The organism is Paenibacillus sp. P13VS (genome assembly GCF_015143645.1).
Lineage (GTDB): Bacteria > Bacillota > Bacilli > Paenibacillales > Paenibacillaceae > Paenibacillus > Paenibacillus xylanilyticus_A.
In genome coordinates, this window is sequence record NZ_WYEV01000007.1 from 257,409 (window position 1) to 274,786 (window position 17,378).

The window sequence follows — 17,378 nt, forward strand, 5'->3', positions numbered from 1 at the left end:
CCGTTCAACGGATCCACAAAGGATTCCGTCATCGACAAAAAACGGCAATCGGGGCTCCCCTCCCGGGGAACCCTGAACCTATTGCCTAAACCCTGCTGTTGCTATAGTTGTTTATTCAAACCGACCGTAGAAGGCATTGCGGTAAACGTCTGCCAGTTCAGTCACCAGCGGCAGTTTCGGATTGGCGGTTGTACATTGATCTTCGAAAGCACGATCGGCCAAGTAATCCACATGAGCTTCAAAGTCCTTGGCATCAAATCCGATTTCCTGGAACGATTCCTCAATACCGAGTGTTTTGTTCAGTTTGCGAATTGCATTGATGAGGCTGTTCACCCCTTCTTCTGTAGTACGTGCAGGCAATCCCAGAATTCGGGCAATTTCAGCATACCGCTCATCTGCTACAAAGTGCGAATATTTCGGGAAAGATGCAAATTTGGTCGGTTTTTTCGCGTTATAACGAATGACGTGCGGCATCAGAATTGCATTGGTACGTCCATGTGCGGTGTGATACTGTCCGCCCCATTTGTGTGCCAAGCTGTGGTTAATGCCCAGGAACGCGTTAGCAAAAGCCATACCGGCAATCGTCGAAGCATTATGCATTTTCTCACGTGCCAGTTTATCCCCTTGCAGCGCCGATTGCTCCAGGTATTGGAATACCAGCTGGATCGCTTTGATCGCCAGACCATCCGTGTAATCATTGGCCATAACCGATACATACGCTTCGATAGCATGAGTCAGTACGTCCATACCTGTATCTGCAACGGCTGTTTTTGGCAGTGAATAGACGAATTCAGGGTCTACGATGGCTACATCCGGTGTAAGCTCATAGTCTGCCAGTGGATATTTGGTGTTGCCCAGATTTTTATCTGTGATTACGGCAAATGATGTTACTTCCGATCCTGTACCCGATGTTGTCGGAATCGCTACGAATTTTGCTTTTGATCCGAGGCGTGGGTATTTGTAGATCCGTTTACGAATATCCATGAATTTTTGCTTCAGATCGTTGAAGTCCGTGTCTGGATATTCATAGAACAACCACATGGCTTTGGCAGCGTCCATTGGTGATCCACCACCAAGAGCGATAATGCAGTCAGGCTGGAAGCGGCGCATCATTTCTGTACCACGGTCTACCGTTGTGGTTGATGGATCAGGCTCTACATCCGAGAATACTTCGATTGCTACCGGCATTTGGCGTTGACGCAGATAATGCTCCACTTTTTCCACATAGCCCAGTTTGACCATCATGGCATCCGTAACGATGGCTACGCGAGTAATATCAGGCATTTTGGCCAGATACTGCGTTGCTCCTTTTTCGAAGTACACTTTGTTCGGCACTTTGAACCATTGCATATTCACGGTACGGCGAGCCACCCTTTTCACGTTGATTAAGTTGACGGCAGTGACATTCGATGAGGTCGAGTTACGGCCATATGAACCGCATCCCAGGGTCAATGACGGCATGTTGGTGTTGTAGATGTCCCCAATGGCGCCGTGTGTGGATGGCGAATTCACGATAATCCGTCCCGTTTGCAGACGATCCGCAAATTTGTTTATCACTTCTTCGTTATTCGAGTGAATAACGGAGGAGTGACCCATGCCGCCAAAGGCAACCACTTCCGCAGCACGCTCAATCCCTTCAGCTGCCGTTTTTACTTTGTAACAAGCCAGTACCGGACTTAATTTCTCTGCAGACAGCGGGAACTTGGTGCCGACGCCTTCAATCTCTGCTACAAGAATTTTGGTGCCAGCCGGAACCTCGATACCACACATTTGCGCAATGGTTACTGCCGATTGACCGACAATTGCCGGGTTAACCGCACATTTCTCCGCATTGATGGCCCCTGCTGTCAATTTGGCAGCTTCATCCTTGTTGACAAAATAACAACCGTTCGCAATCATTTTCTTTTTCACCTGATCGAAGATCGGTTCTTCGATGATGACCGCTTGCTCGGAGGCGCAGATCATACCGTTGTCGAATGATTTGGACAAGATCAGATCTGTTACAGCCTGATTGATATCTGCCGTTTTCTCGATAAAGCAAGGTACGTTCCCTGGTCCCACGCCGAGTGCCGGTTTACCACAGCTGTACGCTGCGCGTACCATTGCTGATCCACCTGTCGCCAGAATGAGCGCCACATCGTTGTGATCCATCAGTGCATTCGTACGGTCCATGGAAGGATCATCAATCCACTGGATACAGTCGGCCGGAGCACCATGCTTCACCGCGGCTTCAAGCAAAATTTTGGCGGCTTCGCGGCTGCAGTTCTGAGCTGAAGGGTGGAAACCAAAGATGATTGGGTTACGTGTTTTGATGGAAATCAACGCTTTGAACATCGTGGTGGATGTCGGATTGGTCACCGGGGTAATACCCATGATAATGCCGACAGGCTCCGCTATTTTCTGGAAGCTCTCATACTCGTTATCTTCGATCACGCCTACGGTTTTGTCATATTTGATGCTGTGGTACACATATTCTGTTGCAAAGATATTTTTGGTGATTTTATCTTCATACACTCCGCGGCCGGTTTCTTCCACCGCCATTTTGGCAAGCATCATGTGTTTGTCCAGACCTGCCAGTGCCATGGCTTGCACGATGCGGTCAATCTGTTGTTGATCCATGGACATGAATGCTGCGTGTGCTTTATTCGCTTTGTCAATTAACGTTTGAATATACTGACCTGCTGTCGGTTCTTTTACTGGGGCGACTTCGTTCTTTACAGCCATCTCCCTCATCCTCCTAAAGGTTCGTATTGTTTTTTTGGTTTGTCTCTCTTCTTTACGTACACATCGTAACATGTCGAAAAGGGTAATTATGTGATTTTTTTCACAAAGTATAACAAATTTAATTTAAGTTTTTGGAGTTCTTTCTACAGGGCATTTTCACTTCCTATTTAAATTATATAGCTGTCAAATGCAGCCTTCCCTCATCAAAGTGAATTTAATCACAATGTTTGAAATTTCGCCATTTTTGCCCCCTTTCCATGCCCCTCAAACGGTAAGATTAGGTATATACTGAACTTAAAAATTGAACCACCGCAATTTGTACCGTCCTCCCCGGCGGAGATGACCCTAGTCAGGACGGTAACGGTTGCGGCGAACCACGGAGCGCGGAGTGCAGCATGATTGTAATCCCCCTCCGGTGGATACAAAGGGGAGATAGACTTATGAGAGAACAACTGAGTGTCATGGAAAAACGCGGCAATACCAACTGTTTCTCGGAAGTGAACTTCAATCATCTGCTCGTAACCATGAAAGACCGTACCTATCCTGAAGGGACCCACCTGTATTGGGAAGGTGATGTGTCCGACAAGCTTTATTATATGAAAAGGGGTCGTGCCCAGATCACCAAATCAACGGATGAAGGCAAAGAGCTTATCATGTACATGTACCAGTCCGGTGATATGATTGGTCAGGCAGATCCATTCTTCGGTTCCAAGCATACGTTCTCGGCCGAAGTGCTGGAAGACAGTGAAATCGGTGTATTGGAGCACAAAGACCTGGAGATGCTGATCTGTCAGCATTGTGACTTCGCCATTGATTTTATGAAATGGATGGGCATACATCACCGCTTAACTCAAACCAAATTCCGTGACCTGATGTTATACGGCAAACCTGGTGCGCTCTGTTCCACCTTGATCCGGTTGTCCAATTCCTATGGCGAGCCTCACGGCGATCACGTGATTATTCATAAAAAAATTACCCACACGGATCTGTCCAACATGATTGGAGCTACCCGTGAAAGTGTGAACCGCATGCTTAGCGATCTGCGCAAAAAAGATGCTATTGAATATGATAACGGCATGATTGTTATCAAGGACCTGAAAATGCTCCAAGGCATCTGCCATTGTGAATTATGTCCCAATGAGATCTGCCGCATCTAAGCATTAAGTTCTTAAAGTCATCACCTTTCGGTTATGAGCTTAATCTATAAGTGACATGAAAAAAGCCCGTCCTCCTGCAGAGGTCCGGGCTTTTATAATTATGTTTAAGATGCCGTTAACTGTAATTTAACCGCATCCCGTGGATTCAACTTCATATCCAAACCGTTTTCCATCAGTTCCTTGTCATTCACCATGATCACCCAACGCTGATTCATGCGTGGAACAACATTTTCAACCGAAACGACGTATTTGTTATTTTCCGACATTCGGACGATGCCGCTGGACTTAAGTACATCCCGAACCGTGCACTCCTGGATATAGACACCCGCATATTGACGATTAAGGTCTGGCATAATATTGCCGCCGCTGATCTTGAGCAGGGTTGTCTGATATGCAACACCTTCTCCTTTACTGTCGGCGGCTTTTACGTAAATGATCACTTCATCCTTGGCATGAAGCTCCATGCCCCAATTTTCCGGATCAATATCCTTGCCGTTTAGCTTAACTGCCCAGCTTAGCGAGGAATCAAGTGAAACTTCCCCTACGGATTGAATCCGCTTGCCGTCGGCCGTAAAATCAACCAGACCACTGTTCAATAGCGCCTTCTTAAGCGTGAGTCCTTCACTAAAATCCCTCTTGATTGACTTCGTTGCATCAGGCAAAAAAGTGCTTCCATCGACAGCAACGGTAATGGTATTGGAAGTATCGGTCTCCTTGACCACCGGCTGTTCAGAAGGCTGTGTCTCTGTACATCCGGCTAGAATTGCCATGATAAGCAAACATAAACCGATGTAACCGGGGAACTTCTTCATCATGTCGGTAACACCACCCTGCGTAAAATCTTCACCCTGTTGTCCATAACCTCTATTATGGCACAATATTCATCCAAAAAAAGTGTCAATGCCGTTACTTTTCTTCCAGATTCCTTCCTGCAGCACAAAGAGCCCGCATGCGGGCTCCTTCGTTCGGATCGTTCGACCCTTATATTTAACTACCCTCTATTGAACACAAGCCTGCATATAAGTCCGGCCCCCGTCCCCATTTTTCAGGTACGGATTAAGCCCATGGAACTGTTCCTCGGACACATATACACCTGTCAAAAGTCGCCCTTCGAGCAGCTCTCCATCCATCTGTACACAGAATGTAGGAGCTGTTACGTATTCCTGATACAGCGGGATCTGACTGTACGGATGGTGAATCTTGAAGAGCTTGCCCTGTTCATGCAGGGGACGTTCTGAGAAGTATGTCGGTACAATGTAGCGGGCGATGACATCCAGCTCTTCTGTGGTATAAAAAGCTTCATCACCAAGCCAGGGTGCCAGCAGCCTGATTTTTTCATATTGAGACCATACAATGGCTTGAATTAGCATTTCAGGTTTCACATATTTTCGTTTCCCGGCAGCTCCAATAAGCTGACCGCGTTCAAAATCATCATCCAGCTTATCCTGCACAGACCCTGGGTATCTTATTTCACAACCAATGCATTTCCAGCCTGACGATGTCTGAATCCACTTTTGCAGGACGACCGGGGCCAGTTCCTGCCCAGTGCTGTTTCCGAGTGGAACTGCTTCCCCTGGGTCCTGGTGGTTACCCGTGCGGGGATTAACATAATATTTAAACAGTTCCGCAGCTTTTTTGTAAATCAGATGAACCTGAATGGATGCGCTCTCAAGTTCCGCAATATCATGTTTGCCGTAGCGTACTTCACGGGATAAGCTTTCTTCTCTCATGACAAGTGGCCTCCTCGCTCCGGCCGCCTGCGGCCATTTTTCTTAAATTATACTATAACTTCTGTCAATATGTGCAAGGCCTGCAGGAAAAAGGTGGTTTCTTTCTACTTTCCTGTATATTGAACAGACAAGCCATGTTGACTAAGTAAGCCTATAAGACAAAAAACTCCTGATTTCAGCGAAATCAAGAGCTCTCTGTTGTCAGGTCACATCATTGAGCCTGGACATATGAATCGTTTAATCTACCCATTGCTCTGCCCAATCCTGAATTTGGTTCATGACAGGCTGCAAAGCTTTCCCTTTTTCTGTTAGCTCGTATTCAATACGAACCGGCGTCTCGGGATAAACATGACGAATCAGAATACCTTCACTCTCCAGATCCTTCATCCGCTCAGATAACATCTTGTCACTCATTGACGGAATCAGGTTGGAAATATCCTTGAATCGCTTAGACCCACTCATCAACGTTTGAATAATCAGACCGTTCCAGCGTTTGCCCAAAAACGAGAATGCCGTCTCAAAACGCGGACACATCCGTAAATCTTGGCCTTCCACATTAATCACCTCTTTAGAGATCACTGAACTTACATTTAGTTAGTATATTTCATAATAACACATTTACGTCACAAAGAAAACGTCTGCCGTAAAAAAGTTAAAATTAAATAGGCATTTTTGCACTTTGACTATACAACAAGTATACCTCAGGACGATTCGATGAACCATGGCAAATATCGTATAACGCCCATGTACCTATCTTACCCAAAAAGAACCCAACTGCCACAGTCATACTTGACTCGGAGAAGGGTTCTTAGGTATACCGTTTCATTTGCCCATCAGATACTACTTTTTGCGGCCTAGACCAGCACGCCACCAAATGGTCTTACAGGTTCGCTCTTGCCAAATTGCGGCTTGAAGCTGCGGGCAGGATACGCCCATTTTACTGCATTGCTGATCACTCTCAGAATTTCCGGCTTGTAATACGTCGGATAGGTTTCATGACCTGGACGGAAGTAGAAGATTTTGCCTTCGCCCCGACGGAACGTACAGCCGCTTCGGAATACTTCCCCACCCTGGAAGTTGCTTACGAACACGAGCTCATCGGGTACCGGAATATCGAAGAATTCACCGTACATTTCTTCCTTTTCAAGTACAATCTTGCCTTCAATCCCATCCGCAATCGGATGAGAAGGATTGACACACCATACGATCTCCTGTTCGTCAGCTACACGCCATTTCAGATCACAACTGGTGCCCATCAAGGCCTTGAACGGTTTGGAGAAATGCCCGGAATGCAGAACAATCAGTCCCATGCCGTTCAGTACTCGCTGTGCAACTTTCTGTGAGACCTCGTCGCTTACACGATCATGTGCCATATGTCCCCACCATATCAACACATCTGTGGAATTCAGCACCTCATCACTTAAGCCGTGTTCAGGCTGATCCAGTGTAGCTGTCCGAATCGCAAATCCTTCGCCGCCGAGTCCGTCTGCCAGCGCCCGGTGCAATCCGTCTGGATAGACTTCCCTTACTTCATCGTGAATTTTCTCATGGACAAACTCATTCCAAATGGTGACGTTAATCATATTCAATTTCCCCCTAGTATAGCTCTAAACCCACCACATATCGCCCAGCGGTTCCTCAATCAATACTTGCTGGAGATTTTGTACAGCTTTAGAGAATCCTTCTTCAACCGACATCAGACCGTCTTCGTGTTCAATACTTACAACATAATCGTAGCCTACGAGACGCAGGGCACTGATAATATCTGCCCAAGTCTTGTTATCATGACCATAACCTACCGAGCGGAACTGCCAAGCGCGGTCAAGCATGTTTGTGTAATCCTGCATATCTGTCAAACCATATTTGTTTACGTTTACCGGATCGATCGTTGTATCTTTAGCATGGAAGTGATGGATCGCGCCTTCACGTCCCAGAATGTGAATCGCTTGCACCGGATCAATTCCTTGCCACCACATGTGACTTGGATCCAGGTTCGCACCAATAACTTCCCCTGCAGCTTCACGAAGTCTTAACAATGTAGCTGGAGTATGCACTGAGAATCCACCGTGCAGTTCCAATCCTACTTTCACATTGTGATCTGCTGCATACTTGCCCCACTCTGTCCAGTACGGAATCACTTTGTTCTCCCATTGCCATTTCAACACTTCCTGGAAATCATTCGGCCACGGTGCAACAGGCCAGTTCGGATACTTCGCATCTTCATGGTCTCCCGGACATCCGGAGAATGTGTTCACTACAGGAACTTCCAGCTTTTGTGCCAATTGAACTGTTTTCACGAAATCATCGTGGAAACCTTTGGCGATATCCTTTTGCGGATGAAGCGGGTTACCGTGACAGCTCAGTGCGCTGATGGTCAGACCGCGTGATTCCACTGCATTTTTAAAGTTGTTCAGTGCTGCTTCATTGTTCAAAAGCTCCTCCGGGTTGCAATGTGCATTGCCTGGATGACCTCCAGTTCCGATCTCTACTGCTTTCAAACCCTTGGATGCTACGTAATCAAGTGCATCCTCCAATTTACGTCCTCCGAATAGTACCAAAAATACGCCGAGTTTCAAGTGCGATTCCTCCCTGGATTAAATATCGAATAATTGCTGATTAAATGAACCAAGAACTGCATAAATGTACCGTTCAGATCACAAGTTTGTTTTAATAGTGTGGAAAATCTAGAGCATTTCTATCCTGAAATTAAACGTAACAATACTGGTTATTCCAGATGGAAAAACCATCTTCCTGTGGTGCTTGAACTTCAACTTAAATCAGTTGAATAACCTTAATTCGATTGCACAATTTCTGTCTGATCCTCATTTGCTTTGGTCGCTGCATTTGGATCGTAAGTACTCTCAAGCATAACGTGCTTACCCTCCAGAGAAGAGCGCTGGAATGCATGCATCGCTTCTAGCACGTGATATGCGAGCTTGCCGCTGGCTTTGTGTTCCCGTCCGGCACGAATGGATTCGACCATCTCGGTAACACCAATTCCGCGTTCATTCTGACTGCTCTCGAAGACAGGGGTTACCGTCTCCCATGTATCCTGACCGAATCTGCGCAGTTTCACTTCCCCATTGAAATAGTTAGGATCCGGTACACTCAGCGTGCCTTCGGTTCCATAGATCTCAATACGAGGCAAGTCCGAAGCTCCACGAATATCGAAGCTGGTAATCATCGTTGCAATAGCTCCGTCGGTAAAATCGATGGTACCTGCCAGATGCGTCGGAGTTTGTACCCGGAGAGGCGTTCCTTCCTTCGGTCCCGAGCCAATAACACGATCGGTGATCTGAATGCCTGCAGAAGAGCTGATTCTCCGAATAGGTCCCAGCAATGTAACCAGCGCTGTCAGATAGTATGGTCCCATGTCAAACATAGGTCCTCCTCCTGCAATGTAGAAGAACTCGGGATCGGGATGCCATGCTTCAGGTCCACCACCCATGAAGAAAGAAGTCGCCGCAATCGGTTTCCCGATCAGACCGTCTACAATAGCCTGACGTGCCGTCTGAATGCCTGATCCTAGGAAGGTATCCGGTGCGGAACCAACATACAATCCTTTTTCTTCCGCAAGTTCAATGACTTTGCGGCCGTCTTCAAGCGAAATGGCCAGTGGCTTCTCGGCATAGACATGCTTGCCTGATTCGAGCACAGCCAGATCGGTCATGGCATGACTGCCAGGCACCGTCAGGTTCAGCACAAGCTCGATTTCCTTATTTTGCAGCAACTCATCTACATTGTAAACGTTTGCGATATTAAATTCATCTGCCCGTTCCTGAGCACGTTCACGGATCAAGTCCGCTACGGCTACAATTTCAATGAGCGGGCTATTTTTCAGATTCTCCAGATAGATGGCGCTGATGTTACCGCACCCGATGATGCCTGCTTTTAATTTCTCCAATGTGACGTTCATCTCCTTACGCATGGTGAGAAGCTGTGATGAATGTTTAGTGCCTTGAATTTAATACTATGGTATTCCGTTTTGGGTTCAATTAAAATGAATAATATGATCGAAACATGAACTATCTGGTCATAATTTTCAAATTGCAAGGAGTATGCCAATGCCGACCGATTATTCCTGCCAGGTTCTTACAGCAGGCTTCTCATTTCATCGCAAACCTTATGCGGGTATTCATCCCGACGGGGTTAAGAACTACCTTCTGAGGCTGCAGACCGACGGTCGCTGCCGGGCACGAATAGACGGTGAGATGTCACTCGTCGATGCGGGCGATCTGCTTCTTTTCAGTCCGGACGAGCCTTATGAACTCAAAATAGACAATGAACGTAATCCGATGGGAGAACGACTCGTAGAGAGCGGTGACTACCATATCTTTTTTAATGGTTCCTGGGTGGATGAATGGTGGGAACGCCACAAAAGGCCAAACCGGATTAAGGTCGAATTGACCGAAAGCCTGCTGACCCTGTTCCGTCAACTCGTGCTGGAGCAGCGTCGAATTTCCAATCCATATCCAGAGATATCCAGCTACTACATGCGTATCTTATGTCTGGAAGTGGATCGTCTTCTCTCTGAACATCCGACGATCACCAACACCAACTATGTGGCGTATGAAATAAAAAATTATATCGAGGAGAATGCTTCCTCCCTGTTCAAACTTGAAGATGTAGCAACCCATGTGGGCATCAGTGTGTCACGCGGTGTTCATCTGTTCAAAGAAGCGTTTGGCAAAAGTATCATGCAGTATACCCTGGACGTACGGCTGAACATGGCCAGAGAACGGATCATCTTCAGTCCAATGACGCTGGAGCATGTCGCCGAATCGTCGGGGTTTAACAATTACACGTATTTCCACCGCGTATTCCGCTCCCGGTTCGGCATGTCGCCCAAGGAATTCCGGCTCATTCACCGGGAACAGATGTAAGGTATTATACGTACATTCTGCTTATTTGCGCGCGGCGATTGCCTCCGATACCACCATGGCCAAGTCTTCGTTGCCAAACATGGACAACACACCCAGTACCGTATCATCCGGAATCTCTCCGGCTTCTTCCTTCGGCACGACCAGCTGCAGCACTTGCTGCAGCCGTTCATTGCTCTGCTGATCCGGGTAAGCTTGCCGATACATTTCTTCGGGGTCCAGTCCATGATTGGCACACCACTGGGCGAATACCAAAATCATCATTTCTTCTTCCTGTTTATAGGTCTCTACGACCGCTTCCTCGATCTGTTTTCTGCGTTCCTTTTCATATTCGTCCATTGTGCCATTCCTCCATATGAGTTATGTCTTATCCCTTTTGCAACAAAAATCACTTACGAACCAGCTGCTCTGCGAGCTCATGGCTATCCATTACGTGACTGGAGCTAATGATGCAATCGTCCGGCGTGTCCAGGGTAGCCAAGAAATGATCTACGGCTCCGCTAAATCCTCTGCGCGTTAATATAGAGTCCCAGCTGCCGAAAGTTTCCTTGCGTTCAAGCTCTCCGCGCTCGGTATATCTGGCCTCTTCCATATTCACAACTTCTACTGATCTGCCTCCGCCGTGGAGTTCGATCTTCTCCAGGTCAGCCCCCGCCTCGCGCACCATATCGAATCTGCCGATGGCCTTTCTTCCAAGCTTGGCTGATCCGGCAGCATGAAGAAGCTGGTCCAACTCATTCGTGCGGACCCATTGATGAACCAGCTCCACATGATGATCCGAATACCATAACATCAGATCCAGCATATGAATCAGATCATCATAGATCGTTTTTGCTGCAGGAAGATGCTGAACGCCTGTCCGATGCTTCGTTAACATCAGGGATTCAAACCCCTGCCCCCCTTGCATCCACGCTTTCGCTTTCTGGTACATCGGTGCAAATCTTCGGTTAAAACCTACCGCAAGGAGCAGCCCCTGCGCCTCGGCAAAAGCAGTCATTTCTTCGGATTCCCGCAAGGTGTAGGACAGCGGTTTGTCCACATATACAGCCAGTCCCCGTTCCAAACATTGCATGACAATATCAAAATGTGCTTCCGTTGCTGTATGTACAAAAACGGCATCCAGATCCCAGGACAATAGTTCTTTCAGATCCGTCGTTCCGTTATTTAATCTATAAGCATGCTGAGCAGCCGTTACCGGCTCTGGAGAACGGTTCATAATGCCGGCAATTTCCACATCAGGATGCGCGGTTAACAGGGGCAAGTATACTTTGTGAGCAATACCCCCAAGTCCGATGATCCCAGCTCGGGTTCGCTTCGTTGTTTCCATGATAAGCATTCCACCTTCAGATGAGTTCTAAGTTCCACGACCTATAGTGTAACCCTTCAGCCAGCAACATGCCAGTTGATCAGCGCAAGAAGGGTTGAATTATCCGGTTCCCGGTCGAACGTGGTACACTTGGGTAGATAGGCATATAGGATCAGGAGATTAGAGTAGTGCCCTGACCTGAAAGGAGCGTTTGGGGATTTGCGGAAATGGTTATGGCTCCTCTTGTATGTTTTGCTCGCCGGAGTCACGTTTATTTACAGATATGAACTGCTGGCATGGACCGATCAGAATCAGTCCATCCCCCTTCTCATTATCATAGCAATGCTTTTTGCGTTGGTACCTGTGATTCCCTACAAGTTTGTAATCGCAGCTTTGGGGTACAGTTACGGCACCACAACAGCAGCCTGGGTATGCTGGGTGGGGACCACCCTCGCAGCACTGCTCGTTTATGCGGGAGCGAGATATGCTTTTCGTAATCAGGCCAGAGCTTACCTGGATCGCATCCGTGGATTGAGTCGTTTTACCACCTGGATGGAGGCGCATCCCTTTATGGGCATTATGACGCTTCGCCTGCTTCCCGTTGTGCCTCAAACTGCGGTCAATATCTATGCCGGCATTACCTACACACCTTTTTGGGTGTTCATGGTGGCTACGGCCATTGGCAAAATGCCTGCCATTTTAATTTTTGCCTATGCGGGCGCGCAAGCGGAAACTTCCATCTGGACGAGTCTGGTCATTTTTGTGGGTTACTTTGCCATTATGGCCCTCGTCTTACTGCTGTTTCGTGTTCGCTCGCGAAAAAAGACCTGATGATTATTCATTAACATGACTAACGAGCTTCATCGTCCCTGTCCGGCTTGGTTGGCTTGCCAATTCAGGATATAATAGAAGTGTAAGCCAAATTCATTAATCTTCATCAGAAATGGAGTGACTATAGCATGGAACAACATTCAAGCGAAAAAGCAACATTTGCAGGCGGATGCTTCTGGTGTATGGTATCCCCCTTTGAGGAACTGCCCGGAATCCACAAGATCGTATCGGGTTATACAGGAGGACATACCGAGAATCCCACATATGAGGAAGTCTGTTCGGAAACGACAGGACATGTAGAGGCCGTTCAAATTACGTTTGATCCTTCCATCTTCCCTTATGAGAAGCTCGTCGAGTTATTCTGGCAGCAGATCGATCCGACGGATACGGGTGGACAATTCCATGACCGGGGATCTTCATATCAGACGGCTATCTTCTACCACAACGAAGAACAGCGTCAGATTGCAGAAGCCTCCAAGGCAGCTCTGGAGCAGAGCGGACGATTTGATAAACCGATCTTCACACCTATTTTGCCTGCCAAACCATTCTATGAGGCGGAAGAACATCATCAGGACTACCACCACAAAAATCCGGCTCACTACAAGCGGTATCGCAAAGGCTCCGGACGTGAAGACTTTATCGAGCGCAACTGGTCCGGCAATGTGGATAAAAGCAATCTGAAAGAGCGTCTGACTCCACTTCAATACGAAGTGACCCAGAATAATGCAACAGAACCAGCGTTCCACAACGAGTTCTGGGATCACCACGGTGACGGAATCTATGTGGATATCGTTTCTGGCGAGCCTCTCTTCAGTTCAACAGACAAGTACGATTCCGGCTGCGGCTGGCCAAGCTTCACGCGTCCATTGCGTGATTACAACGTGAAGGAAAAAACAGATCTCAGCCATTTCATGATTCGTACGGAAGTCAGAAGCCGTGAAGGAGATTCCCATCTGGGGCACCTGTTTAACGACGGTCCTGTCGAGGCGGGTGGTATGCGTTACTGCATTAACTCCGCCGCTCTTCGCTTTGTACCAAAGGAAGACTTGCAAAAAGAGGGATACGGCGAGTATGCAGTCCTCTTCAAATAAATTAAATACGACTGCCTGACCGTGGAACCAAAACACGGTCCAAAAAAGCAGGAGCAGCGGGTTATCACCGTTACTCCTGCTTTTTTCATGTTCCTATTTGAATCAGATAAGACATGTAAAGAGTTCTTGACACCTACACTTTTTTCCTTTTACAATACAGCTGTAAAGAGTTCTTTACAACCTAGGGGCAAGAAAAGAGGTTGATTCATGCAAAACCGCATTAAGCTGCTGCGTGAAGAGCTGGGCATATCCCAGGGCAAACTCGCCGAGTTGTGCGACGTCAGCAGACAAACCATTAACGCCATAGAGAATGACAAATACGACCCCAGCCTTCCGCTCGCCTTTGCCATTTCCGAGGCGCTTGAGGTCACCATCGAGCAGTTATTTCAGTACGAAAGGAAGAATTCAGAATGAAAATAAAGCATTGGAAAATGACACTTACAGGTGCTGCTGCATTTATTGTGCTAGCTACCGTTATTTATCGTACTGCAACAGGAAGGGACATTGGATTAAATGATATTGCTTCACTTGGTGCAGTTACGATCCTTTTCCTGTCAGCCCTGACTTGGGGGACCAAAGAGGATCGGGATGGGGTGCGTGAGGATGAGGAACTGGGCAGACGCATTACGGAGCAGAGCTCGAAGGTGGGATATTTTATACTGACCCTGTTCATTCTGGTGGCCGTTGGCATAGATCAATGGATTCATGAAAAGCCAAGCATCCTGCTATTATCGTTGCTCGGACTTTCCATGGTTACGCTGCCTTTTATCGAATGGGTTCACATGCGCAAATACAGGACAACAGAGGATTAACGTGTTCTGCGCAGCATCACTCCCCTGATGTCCTGTTCCATTTACTTCTTCACATCCAGCTGACGACCCAGCCGATCCAGTATGCAAATGGAATGAGCAGCAGCTGGGCCACAAGCGTGCCGAATAAACGGGATACCAGCATGCAGCCATAGATCTGATTCATTCGGTCCAAACGGATTTCGCCTCGCAGGGATTTGTCACTGAGCAGGGAAATTCGCGGATCGATCAGGATCGTCAGCAAAATGGTCGCAATTCCGTTAATCAGCCCTGTCGATTGGGAGGCAGCCACGGCCTGCCCTGGATACAGGTAAGCTGCGTACAAACTCGATAATACACCCGTCGTATAAATGGCTGTCACCGCTACATTAAGCGTCATCAAACGTCTCGGCATTCCATGCTGCACTAGCCGCTTAGCCATTTTCCAGGAAGGCGGCGTAATATAGTAGGCTGCGTTTCTGATTTTGGTGCCGTTCAGCAACCCGCGTACCATCCCCGGAATGGACCCCGCTGCTTCAAAATGCACAACCATTCTGGACGCAAGCTTCACCATCGTTGGAAAACACAATATGGCCATGGCAGTCCCTGCTGTTGCCGCCCCCATCAGCCAGTGCAGCTGCACGGCAAAATGTGAGTTCCCTCCATTTGTTGCGTTATCCACCAAATTCCCTACCATCGGTCCCTGGGCCATGTTGGATGTACGTGATACCAGCAGCAGAATCCCCGACAAGGAAAGGGCCAGCGCAATTCTGCGAGTTCTTAGCCCGCCAAGACGAAGCGCATAAGACAGGCTGTCTGCGGCATGAATAAGCATGGTAAACAGCATCGGAATAGCCAGACTTAGACTGAACATTAGATTGTACTCCTTTTATTTTCCTGTATTGGACTTTTTGTACATGTGACAGCATTATACCCCTCCAGCTTGCAAAAGTATAGGAATGCCATCTCGGTATGACAAATCATTACCCCTTCACAGCCAGTCCATTTTGTCGTTTATCCCTTCTCCCACAGGGTAATATACAACTAACCAAGATTACTCTCTAGGAGGGATTCAGACATGCCTTGGAATAAGAATGATTATCCGGTATCCATGAAAAATCTGGAGCCCCGTATCCGAAATAAGGCGATTGAAATCGCCAATGCCCTGCTGGATGACGGGTATGAGGAAGGACGCGCAATAGCAATAGCCACTGCCAAAGCCGAAGAATGGGATGAGAACCACCCTGCATCGGGTTCAACGGATTCGGGCCGGTCATCGGATGATAGCGGTTCTGCTTCCAAACGTCGCCATTCAGAACCTGTCTCCTCTTCCAAAAGCCATGACAATATTCACGTCGTACCTACGGAATCGGGCTGGGCCATTAAGGAAGAGGGTCAATCCCAATATGTATCCACGTTTGACACCAAATCTGAAGCGGTGGATGCCGCCAAGGAAATCAGCGGAGAGCAGAACATTCGGGCTATTATTCACAACCAGGATGGACAGATTGCTTCTTCCATTAAACCCTGACAGGTTTGTGCATCACTCTGATAGTGAACCATATGAAAACAGCTTCTCCGTGTAAAAAGCAACAAAAAAAGTCCTTTTCACTGCCGCTCAGGCAGTCAAAAGGACTTTTTGGTACCTTTCATTTATTGTGTTACTCCTCTCGCCACTGAAGTCCGTGGTGCAGGGGAAGTCACCGCCTTGGCTGCGGAAGGTATGGATACCTTCACAGCTGAGGTCGTAACGGTCCGGCGTACCGGAACACTGACCACGTACGTAATGACTTTGCTGGCAATCCACACGGCCAGAATGGTATATAAAGTTTCTTTTACCGGAAGAAAGAAAAGGGATAAGCCCAGCACAAACGCATCGCTGACAAAGAAGACGGTTCCCAGCTTCCATCCCTTCCAGCGGCTAACGAGCACGGCAAGGATATCATCTCCGCCTGTCGCTCCGCCGAATCGGAGCACGATCCCTGCGCCTACCCCCGTCAATATGCCGGATAGGACTGCAGGAATCCACAGGTTTCCGTTGAATGACATCTGCAATGTCGAGTATCGCTCAAAGCCGTCATAGAACAGGGAGAATGCGCCGACGCCAATCAGCGCCTGAATCATGAACTTCCAGCCTTTGATGAACCAGGCCAGGATCATGACCGGAATGTCGAGTAACAGCATGCCAATGGCAGGCGATAACCCCGTCGCGTATTTTCCGAGCAGGGCCAGACCGACAAATCCGCCCTCCGATAAATGATTCTGAAAATTAATGTGATAGTAAGCAAATGCCAAAATAAAAGTACCGAGCAGCATGATGGCGAGTTTTCCCGCCTCAGCCTTAATGTGTTGTTTGGTTAACGATGTTCTCTTCATTCAGGTTCCCTCGCAGTTTGTAGGTTGGTTTTTAGACCGACCGTACCCTGCAAAAGGCAAGCCTGGAAGAAATCATCGTATTTGTCCTTCGAATATTCATTCCAATCCCCTCTTTCGCAGAGTCAGCCGTTTTTGTGAATACGGTTGGTTTACTCTACAAGGGGCGCTAAGTGTATGAGAGATCGTAACGTTTCCAGATCGTCCTTGGGGAGATTGTCCTTCGGGAACTCATGGTATCCTGATCCTTTCTGTCTGTTTGTGGTTAGCTCTTTCAATTAAACTGGCGAACATCACACGTTTGACTCATGAAATTTACACTTAACCACTACGATTGCAGTACCCTCTTCCGATCGCTGTTATCCCCGGAATTTTTTTGATTCCCTTCTCCTAAGGGAAAAATTCGGTGATAAACGCGAGTGCTTCGCTTCTCCAGATGGGTTCTGCACTCTTCGTTCCGTGTAAATGACCGTCTGATAAAAAACATGTAATTTCTCT

At 47.6% G+C, this 17,378-nt stretch carries 18 protein-coding genes; 7 read left to right on the forward strand and 11 right to left on the reverse strand.

Going from position 1 to position 17,378, the window contains the following annotated elements; genetic code table 11:
* Positions 1-111: 111 nt before the first annotated feature.
* A complete protein-coding gene (gene adhE / locus GUA98_RS19405) occupies positions 112-2,724 on the reverse strand; it encodes a bifunctional acetaldehyde-CoA/alcohol dehydrogenase (protein WP_193724141.1) in 2,613 nt (870 codons plus the stop codon).
* Between the two features lie 440 nt (positions 2,725-3,164).
* On the opposite strand from adhE, the gene GUA98_RS19410 reads away from it, so the two are divergent.
* Positions 3,165-3,881 carry a Crp/Fnr family transcriptional regulator gene (locus GUA98_RS19410; protein ID WP_095290364.1) on the forward strand — a complete coding sequence of 239 codons (717 nt, stop codon included), beginning with the start codon at positions 3,165-3,167 and terminating at the stop codon, positions 3,879-3,881.
* A 104-nt stretch (positions 3,882-3,985) separates the two neighbouring features.
* Here GUA98_RS19410 and GUA98_RS19415 read toward each other — a convergent pair whose 3' ends face one another.
* The 6 genes from GUA98_RS19415 to GUA98_RS19440 form a co-directional block, all read right to left on the reverse strand.
* Positions 3,986-4,696, reverse strand: coding sequence for a hypothetical protein (locus GUA98_RS19415; protein WP_095290362.1), 711 nt, complete (start codon positions 4,694-4,696; stop codon positions 3,986-3,988).
* Positions 4,697-4,879: 183 nt separating this feature from the next.
* Positions 4,880-5,611 carry a hypothetical protein gene (locus GUA98_RS19420; RefSeq protein WP_193724142.1) on the reverse strand — a complete coding sequence of 244 codons (732 nt, stop codon included), beginning with the start codon at positions 5,609-5,611 and terminating at the stop codon, positions 4,880-4,882.
* Positions 5,612-5,848: 237 nt separating this feature from the next.
* Positions 5,849-6,145 (reverse strand): winged helix-turn-helix transcriptional regulator, encoded by a 297-nt coding sequence (locus GUA98_RS19425; protein WP_148565210.1) that lies wholly within the window; start codon positions 6,143-6,145, stop codon positions 5,849-5,851.
* 320 nt (positions 6,146-6,465) lie between these two features.
* Positions 6,466-7,194: a ThuA domain-containing protein gene (locus tag GUA98_RS19430; protein ID WP_127537906.1), complete on the reverse strand. Its 729-nt coding sequence runs from the start codon at positions 7,192-7,194 to the stop codon at positions 6,466-6,468.
* Between the two features lie 24 nt (positions 7,195-7,218).
* The gene (locus GUA98_RS19435; RefSeq protein ID WP_193724143.1) at positions 7,219-8,187 is read right to left on the reverse strand and encodes a sugar phosphate isomerase/epimerase family protein; all 969 of its coding nucleotides are present in this window, start codon (positions 8,185-8,187) and stop codon (positions 7,219-7,221) included.
* 215 nt (positions 8,188-8,402) lie between these two features.
* Positions 8,403-9,515, reverse strand: coding sequence for a Gfo/Idh/MocA family protein (locus tag GUA98_RS19440; RefSeq protein WP_193724144.1), 1,113 nt, complete (start codon positions 9,513-9,515; stop codon positions 8,403-8,405).
* A 160-nt stretch (positions 9,516-9,675) separates the two neighbouring features.
* Here GUA98_RS19440 and GUA98_RS19445 point away from each other — a divergent pair, with 160 nt between their 5' ends.
* Complete coding sequence (locus GUA98_RS19445) at positions 9,676-10,494, forward strand: helix-turn-helix domain-containing protein (protein WP_095290352.1); 819 nt, start codon at positions 9,676-9,678, stop codon at positions 10,492-10,494.
* Positions 10,495-10,515: 21 nt separating this feature from the next.
* On the opposite strand, the gene GUA98_RS19450 is transcribed toward GUA98_RS19445, so the two are convergent.
* On the reverse strand, positions 10,516-10,830 hold the full coding sequence (locus GUA98_RS19450) for a hypothetical protein (protein WP_095290350.1): 315 nt from the start codon (positions 10,828-10,830) through the stop codon (positions 10,516-10,518).
* 49 nt (positions 10,831-10,879) lie between these two features.
* A complete protein-coding gene (locus GUA98_RS19455; RefSeq protein WP_193724145.1) occupies positions 10,880-11,818 on the reverse strand; it encodes a Gfo/Idh/MocA family protein in 939 nt (312 codons plus the stop codon).
* A gap of 198 nt (positions 11,819-12,016) precedes the next feature.
* On the opposite strand from GUA98_RS19455, the gene GUA98_RS19460 reads away from it, so the two are divergent.
* From GUA98_RS19460 to GUA98_RS19475, 4 genes are all read left to right on the forward strand, one after another.
* Positions 12,017-12,628 carry a TVP38/TMEM64 family protein gene (locus GUA98_RS19460; protein ID WP_193724146.1) on the forward strand — a complete coding sequence of 204 codons (612 nt, stop codon included), beginning with the start codon at positions 12,017-12,019 and terminating at the stop codon, positions 12,626-12,628.
* A 128-nt stretch (positions 12,629-12,756) separates the two neighbouring features.
* On the forward strand, positions 12,757-13,719 hold the full coding sequence (msrA, locus tag GUA98_RS19465) for a peptide-methionine (S)-S-oxide reductase MsrA (RefSeq protein WP_095290345.1): 963 nt from the start codon (positions 12,757-12,759) through the stop codon (positions 13,717-13,719).
* Between the two features lie 207 nt (positions 13,720-13,926).
* The gene (locus GUA98_RS19470) at positions 13,927-14,133 is read left to right on the forward strand and encodes a helix-turn-helix transcriptional regulator (RefSeq protein WP_095290343.1); all 207 of its coding nucleotides are present in this window, start codon (positions 13,927-13,929) and stop codon (positions 14,131-14,133) included.
* Positions 14,130-14,531, forward strand: a complete 402-nt coding sequence (locus GUA98_RS19475; protein ID WP_193724147.1) for a hypothetical protein — start codon at positions 14,130-14,132, stop codon at positions 14,529-14,531. Before GUA98_RS19470 ends, GUA98_RS19475 begins: the two co-directional genes overlap by 4 nt.
* Before the next feature lie 49 nt (positions 14,532-14,580).
* Here the strand turns inward: GUA98_RS19475 and GUA98_RS19480 are convergent, their stop codons facing one another.
* Complete coding sequence (locus GUA98_RS19480) at positions 14,581-15,381, reverse strand: lipid II flippase family protein (protein ID WP_193724148.1); 801 nt, start codon at positions 15,379-15,381, stop codon at positions 14,581-14,583.
* Between the two features lie 204 nt (positions 15,382-15,585).
* Here GUA98_RS19480 and GUA98_RS19485 point away from each other — a divergent pair, with 204 nt between their 5' ends.
* Positions 15,586-16,038 (forward strand): DUF2188 domain-containing protein, encoded by a 453-nt coding sequence (locus tag GUA98_RS19485; protein ID WP_153979317.1) that lies wholly within the window; start codon positions 15,586-15,588, stop codon positions 16,036-16,038.
* A 122-nt stretch (positions 16,039-16,160) separates the two neighbouring features.
* Here GUA98_RS19485 and GUA98_RS19490 read toward each other — a convergent pair whose 3' ends face one another.
* On the reverse strand, positions 16,161-16,883 hold the full coding sequence (locus tag GUA98_RS19490; RefSeq protein WP_153979318.1) for a YitT family protein: 723 nt from the start codon (positions 16,881-16,883) through the stop codon (positions 16,161-16,163).
* Positions 16,884-17,378: the final 495 nt, after the last annotated feature.

Excerpts from the sequence above, each read along its gene's own strand:
- adhE (WP_193724141.1), bottom strand. The coding sequence starts at position 2,724 with ATGGCTGTAAAGAACGAAGTCGCCCCAGTAAAAGAACCGACAGCAGGT.
- GUA98_RS19410 (WP_095290364.1), top strand. The coding sequence starts at position 3,165 with ATGAGAGAACAACTGAGTGTCATGGAAAAACGCGGCAATACCAACTGT.
- GUA98_RS19415 (WP_095290362.1), bottom strand. The coding sequence starts at position 4,696 with ATGATGAAGAAGTTCCCCGGTTACATCGGTTTATGTTTGCTTATCATG.
- GUA98_RS19420 (WP_193724142.1), bottom strand. The coding sequence starts at position 5,611 with ATGAGAGAAGAAAGCTTATCCCGTGAAGTACGCTACGGCAAACATGAT.
- GUA98_RS19425 (WP_148565210.1), bottom strand. The coding sequence starts at position 6,145 with ATGTGTCCGCGTTTTGAGACGGCATTCTCGTTTTTGGGCAAACGCTGG.
- GUA98_RS19430 (WP_127537906.1), bottom strand. The coding sequence starts at position 7,194 with ATGATTAACGTCACCATTTGGAATGAGTTTGTCCATGAGAAAATTCAC.
- GUA98_RS19445 (WP_095290352.1), top strand. The coding sequence starts at position 9,676 with ATGCCGACCGATTATTCCTGCCAGGTTCTTACAGCAGGCTTCTCATTT.
- GUA98_RS19450 (WP_095290350.1), bottom strand. The coding sequence starts at position 10,830 with ATGGACGAATATGAAAAGGAACGCAGAAAACAGATCGAGGAAGCGGTC.
- GUA98_RS19455 (WP_193724145.1), bottom strand. The coding sequence starts at position 11,818 with ATGGAAACAACGAAGCGAACCCGAGCTGGGATCATCGGACTTGGGGGT.
- msrA (WP_095290345.1), top strand. The coding sequence starts at position 12,757 with ATGGAACAACATTCAAGCGAAAAAGCAACATTTGCAGGCGGATGCTTC.
- GUA98_RS19470 (WP_095290343.1), top strand. The coding sequence starts at position 13,927 with ATGCAAAACCGCATTAAGCTGCTGCGTGAAGAGCTGGGCATATCCCAG.
- GUA98_RS19475 (WP_193724147.1), top strand. The coding sequence starts at position 14,130 with ATGAAAATAAAGCATTGGAAAATGACACTTACAGGTGCTGCTGCATTT.
- GUA98_RS19480 (WP_193724148.1), bottom strand. The coding sequence starts at position 15,381 with ATGTTCAGTCTAAGTCTGGCTATTCCGATGCTGTTTACCATGCTTATT.
- GUA98_RS19485 (WP_153979317.1), top strand. The coding sequence starts at position 15,586 with ATGCCTTGGAATAAGAATGATTATCCGGTATCCATGAAAAATCTGGAG.
- GUA98_RS19490 (WP_153979318.1), bottom strand. The coding sequence starts at position 16,883 with ATGAAGAGAACATCGTTAACCAAACAACACATTAAGGCTGAGGCGGGA.